At 64.6% G+C, this 4,851-nt stretch carries 4 protein-coding genes; all 4 read right to left on the reverse strand.

Annotated features, from left to right (window positions below):
• Positions 1–188: 188 nt before the first annotated feature.
• The 4 genes from nrdF to nrdH all read right to left on the reverse strand — a co-directional run bounded on the left by nrdF (position 189) and on the right by nrdH (position 4,246).
• A complete protein-coding gene (gene nrdF, locus ACFRCR_RS16915; protein ID WP_030149937.1) occupies positions 189–1,169 on the reverse strand; it encodes a class 1b ribonucleoside-diphosphate reductase subunit beta in 981 nt (326 codons plus the stop codon).
• 236 nt (positions 1,170–1,405) lie between these two features.
• A complete protein-coding gene (gene nrdE, locus ACFRCR_RS16920) occupies positions 1,406–3,565 on the reverse strand; it encodes a class 1b ribonucleoside-diphosphate reductase subunit alpha (protein ID WP_377679149.1) in 2,160 nt (719 codons plus the stop codon).
• A complete protein-coding gene (nrdI, locus tag ACFRCR_RS16925; protein ID WP_377679151.1) occupies positions 3,535–3,966 on the reverse strand; it encodes a class Ib ribonucleoside-diphosphate reductase assembly flavoprotein NrdI in 432 nt (143 codons plus the stop codon). The genes nrdE and nrdI overlap by 31 nt, the downstream gene beginning before the upstream one ends.
• A 37-nt stretch (positions 3,967–4,003) precedes the next feature.
• Positions 4,004–4,246, reverse strand: coding sequence for a glutaredoxin-like protein NrdH (gene nrdH, locus ACFRCR_RS16930; protein WP_030149940.1), 243 nt, complete (start codon positions 4,244–4,246; stop codon positions 4,004–4,006).
• Positions 4,247–4,851: the final 605 nt, after the last annotated feature.

Raw genomic sequence — 4,851 nt, forward strand, 5'->3', positions numbered from 1 at the left:
ACCGGTGACGATCGCCCTCTTGCCCGCGAGCAACGGGCCGGGGCTGAACGCCGGCCGGGGCGACGATGCTGACTGGGCGGCTTCTGACACGGTTCCTCCTCGATTCGCGGATGGGCCCCTGGCCCGATGTCACACGCGTTCGGTTGAACTGAACGCGTGTGACATTCGGCCACGGAAGTGGGGTGGAACTAGAAGTCCCAGTCGTCGTCCTCGGTGTTCACGGCCTTGCCGATCACGTAGGACGAGCCCGAGCCGGAGAAGAAGTCGTGGTTCTCGTCGGCGTTCGGGGACAGCGCGGACAGGATCGCCGGGTTGACGTCGGTCTCGTCCTTGGGGAACAGCGCCTCGTAGCCCAGGTTCATGAGGGCCTTGTTGGCGTTGTAGCGCAGGAACTTCTTGACGTCCTCGGTCAGCCCGACGCCGTCGTAGAGGTCGGCCGTGTACTGGACCTCGTTCTCGTAGAGCTCGAAGAGCAGCTCGTACGTGTAGGCCTTCATCTCGTCGCGCTCCTCGGGGCTGAGCTTCTCGAGCCCCTTCTGGAACTTGTAGCCGATGTAGTACCCGTGCACGGCCTCGTCGCGGATGATGAGGCGGATCAGGTCAGCGGTGTTCGTGAGCTTGGCCCGGCTCGACCAGTACATCGGGAGGTAGAAGCCCGAGTAGAACAGGAAGGACTCGAGGAGCGTGCTCGCGACCTTGCGCTTGAGCGGCGAGTCGCCCTTGTAGTACTCCATGACGATCTCGGCCTTGCGCTGGAGGTTGGGGTTCTCCTCCGACCAGCGGAACGCCTCGTCGATCTCGCGCGTCGAGCACAGCGTCGAGAAGATCGACGAGTAGCTCTTGGCGTGCACGGACTCCATGAAGGCGATGTTGGTGTACACGGCCTCCTCGTGCGGGGTGATCGCGTCCGGGATGAGTGACACGGCGCCCACGGTGCCCTGGATGGTGTCCAGGAGCGTGAGGCCGGTGAAGACGCGCATGGTGAGCGTCTTCTCCTCCTCGGTGAGCGTGGCCCAGCTCTGGATGTCGTTGGAGACCGGCACCTTCTCGGGGAGCCAGAAGTTCCCGACGAGCCGGTCCCAGACCTCGGCGTCCTTGTCGTCCTCGAGACGGTTCCAGTTGATCGCGGACACGCGATCGATGAGCTTGAGCTTCCCTGTGGGGGACATCGACAACTTCTCTCTCCAACGCCCGGATCCGGGCCGGGGCACGAACAACACTCAGTAGTCAGCATCTCTCGTCCTGGCCGCACGTGGCGACACCTGGACGAGAGACAGCGGCAGCTGCGGAGGGGGCGCGGGTCGTGGTCGGGTCTGGCGGGAGGCCGTGAGGAACGAACGGCCGGATGGCAGACCCGCGCCCCCTCCGCAGAGGCCGCGAAAACTCAAATAACTGCGTCAGGCAATCACAGCATGCAGGAGACGCAACCCTCGACCTCGGTGCCCTCGAGCGCGAGCTGACGCAGGCGGATGTAGTACAAGGTCTTGATGCCCTTGCGCCAGGCGTAGATCTGCGCGCGGTTGACGTCGCGCGTGGTCGCGGTGTCCTTGAAGAACAGCGTGAGGCTCAGCCCCTGGTCCACGTGCTGCGTCGCCGCGGCGTACGTGTCGATGATCTTCTCGTAGCCGATCTCGTACGCGTCCTGGTAGTACTCCAGGTTGTCGTTCGTCAGGTAGGGCGCCGGGTAGTAGACGCGCCCGATCTTGCCCTCCTTGCGGATCTCGATCTTCGAGGCGACCGGGTGGATCGACGACGTCGAGTTGTTGATGTACGAGATCGAGCCGGTCGGCGGGACGGCCTGGAGGTTCTGGTTGTAGATGCCGTGCTCCTTGACGGACGCGGCGAGCGCCTTCCAGTCCTCCTGCGTGGGGATGTGCACGCCGGCGGTCTCGAACAGCTCCTTGACGCGGGGCGTCGCGGGCTCCCACACCTGGGTCGTGTACTTCTCGAAGTACTCGCCCGAGGCGTACGTCGAGTCCTCGAACCCGCCGAACGCACGGCCCCGCTCGATCGCGAGGCGGTTGCTCGCGGCGATCGCGTGGTAGGCCACGGTGTAGAAGTAGATGTTCGTGAAGTCGATGCCTTCTTCGGAGCCGTAGAACACGCGCTCACGTGCGAGGTAGCCGTGCAGGTTCATCTGCCCGAGGCCGATCGCGTGACCGGACTCGTTGGCGCGCTTGATCGACGGGACGGACTCGATGCTTGTCTGGTCGGACACGGCCGTCAGGGCACGGATCGCGGTGTCGATGGTCTTGGCGAAGTCGGGCGAGTCCATCGTCTTGGCGATGTTGAGCGAGCCCAGGTTGCACGAGATGTCGCGGCCGACGTGGTCGTACGACAGGTCCTCGTTGTACGTCGAGGGCGTCGAGACCTGGAGGATCTCGGAGCACAGGTTCGAGTGGGTGATGCGGCCCTTGATGGGGTTCGCCTTGTTCACCGTGTCCTCGAACATGACGTACGGGTAGCCGGACTCGAACTGGAGCTCGGCGAGGGTCTGGAAGAACTCGCGCGCCTTGATCTTGGTCTTGCGGATGCGTGCGTCGTCGACCATCTCGTCGTACTTCTCGGAGACCGAGATGTCGGCGAAGGGCTTGCCGTAGACGCGCTCGACGTCGTACGGCGAGAAGAGGTACATGTCCTCGTTCTTCTTCGCCAGGTCGAACGTGATGTCGGGGATGACGACGCCGAGCGACAGCGTCTTGATGCGGATCTTCTCGTCGGCGTTCTCACGCTTGGTGTCGAGGAACCGCATGATGTCGGGGTGGTGCGCGTGCAGGTAGACGGCACCGGCCCCCTGGCGGGCCCCGAGCTGGTTCGCGTAGGAGAAGGAGTCCTCGAGGAGCTTCATCACGGGGATGACGCCCGAGGACTGGTTCTCGATGTGCTTGATCGGGGCGCCGTGCTCACGGATGTTGCTCAGGAGCAGGGCGACGCCGCCGCCGCGCTTGGAGAGCTGCAGCGCGGAGTTGATGCCGCGCGCGATGGACTCCATGTTGTCCTCGATGCGCAGCAGGAAGCAGGACACGGGCTCGCCGCGCTGCGCCTTGCCGATGTTGAGGAACGTCGGGGTCGCGGGCTGGAAGCGGCCTGCGACGATCTCCTCGACGATGTCGAGCGCCGTCTGCTCGTTGCCGTCCGCGAGGCCGAGCGCGACCATGGACACGCGGTCCTCGAAACGCTCGAGGTACCGCTTGCCGTCGAACGTCTTGAGCGTGTACGAGGTGTAGTACTTGAAGGCACCGAGGAACGTGTCGAAGCGGAACTTCTTGGAGTAGGCGAACTCGAAGAGCGACTTGACGAAGGCCCGGTCGTACTTGGCGAGTACCGCGGGGTCGTAGTACTTGTTCTCGACCAGGTAGTCGAGCTTCTCCTCGAGGCTGTGGAAGAAGACCGTGTTCTGGTTCACGTGCTGCAGGAAGTACTGGCGCGCAGCCTGGCGGTCCTTGTCGAACTGGATCTCGCCGTCGGGGCCGTACAGGTTGAGCATCGCGTTGAGTGCGTGGTAGTCGAGCTCGACTCCCGCAGCCACCGTGCTCACGCTGGAATCCGTGACTGTCGTTGCCAAAATCGTCCCAATCCGTCGCGGACGCGCTCGACGTCCTCGGCTGTTCCAAGAAGCTCGAAGGCGTACAGGTAGGGCACCTGGCACTTCGAGGAGATGATGTCGCCGGCGATGCAGTAGGCAGCGCCGAAGTTGGTGTTGCCCGCGGCGATCACGCCGCGGATCAACGACCGGTTGTGTGCGTCGTTCAAGAACTTGATGACCTGACGAGGCACTGCCCCGCCCTCGTTGCCGCCGCCGTACGTCGGGATCATCAGGACGTACGGCTCGTCGACCCGCAGGAACTCGTCCTTGGGTCGCAGCGGGATGCGGTGGACCGACTGGCCACGGTCCTCGAGTCCCAGCCTCTGGACGAACCGGTGCGTGGTGTCCGAGATGCTGGAGAAGTAGACGAGCGATCCCATGTCACACCTCGCAGCGGGGACCGGAGGGACGAGCTGCTCAGGCGACGGGAGCGACCTTCGCCGCGAGTGCGTTGATCTGGTCGGGGCGGAAGCCCGACCAGTGGTCGTCGCCCGCGATGACGACGGGTGCCTGCAGGTAGCCGAGGCCGCGGACCAGCTCGAGCGCCTCGGCGTCCTGGCTGATGTCCACGACCGAGTACTCGATGCCCTTCTTGTCGAGGGCGCGGTAGGTCGCGTCGCACTGAACGCAAGCCGGCTTGCTGTAGACCGTGATGCTCATCTGGTCAGTCTCCTCGTGTAGGGGATCGGTCTTCCACGCGTCCCGGGTGGACTCCGCGAAGGGTCCTGACCTCGAAGAACACTGGTGGAACTACGATCGTGTGATGTGCCCGAGGAGATGATGTGCTCCCTGGTGCTGACCACTATACCTAGTGGGCGGGCTCCGCGCTCGGCACTAGATGTCGTGGTCGGGTGATTCTGGTCGCCTCATCCTCGTGGCCCCTCGGAGTGTGCTACAAGCACGGATCCATCCTCCCAGGAGGCACTGACAGGACCCGCCGGACGTCGTCGTCCACCGCTCGTCCGCAACTCGATCCGCACGCTCTCGCGGCCCCTGCGACTTCTCCACAGGCTGTGGAGGATCGTCGTCCACACGCTGTGGGGAGTCGGCCCGCTCTCGTCGTCAGGGCTTGCGGATCGTCGAGGGACCCTGCCGAGCACCGAGGGGCACGCCGCGAAGCGGACAAGCCGGGCAGAAATTTCTCAGGCGTGTCGTGTCCGCTCGGCGTGTCGCGCGGATCCGGTCGGGCTGCGACAAAGATCACCGGTTCCCCGTCGTGCGCCGTCCGGGCGCACGGCGCACGACGGCCGGGCCTCCCCCTCGGG

Origin of the sequence: Oerskovia sp. NPDC056781 (genome assembly GCF_042789955.1) — a bacterium.
In the GTDB taxonomy this organism is placed as follows: domain Bacteria; phylum Actinomycetota; class Actinomycetes; order Actinomycetales; family Cellulomonadaceae; genus Oerskovia; species Oerskovia rustica.

Coding starts and splice junctions, on each gene's coding strand:
- nrdI (WP_377679151.1), bottom strand. CDS start 3,966: ATGGGATCGCTCGTCTACTTCTCCAGCATCTCGGACACCACGCACCGG.
- nrdF (WP_030149937.1), bottom strand. CDS start 1,169: ATGTCCCCCACAGGGAAGCTCAAGCTCATCGATCGCGTGTCCGCGATC.
- nrdH (WP_030149940.1), bottom strand. CDS start 4,246: ATGAGCATCACGGTCTACAGCAAGCCGGCTTGCGTTCAGTGCGACGCG.